Source organism: Tritonibacter sp. SIMBA_163 (genome assembly GCF_046535935.1).
In the GTDB taxonomy this organism is placed as follows: domain Bacteria; phylum Pseudomonadota; class Alphaproteobacteria; order Rhodobacterales; family Rhodobacteraceae; genus Epibacterium; species Epibacterium scottomollicae.
The window spans coordinates 1-243 of sequence record NZ_JAWJBP010001123.1 but is presented as its reverse complement, the minus strand read 5'-3'; the positions used below and the strand labels follow the sequence as shown (position 1 = coordinate 243).

Sequence of the window (243 nt, the reverse complement as noted above, 5' to 3'; positions counted from 1 at the left end):
CAGGCTTGCATCGACGAAGGCCTGCGTCGAGGGAAGCCAATGCGTCGGGCAAGTCATATCGGTTCCGAGAACAGAACGGACCCAGCGATCCTGCAATCTGTCCTTTTGGTTGAATGTCAGCGCGGGAGCCTTGGCAATCGCATCGCGGGTTACTCCGTCGGGAAAATACCGGGCGATGAAATCCGGCGATGCGGTTGCGCGATAGCGAAGAGTACCAAGCGGGGTGAGACGGCAGCCTTGCAC

1 pseudogene is annotated in these 243 nt (G+C 59.3%); it reads right to left on the bottom strand.

The annotated features are described in order from the left end of the window. Positions 1-243, bottom strand: a pseudogene (locus tag R0J92_RS25825) (ArgP/LysG family DNA-binding transcriptional regulator); the annotation flags it as partial.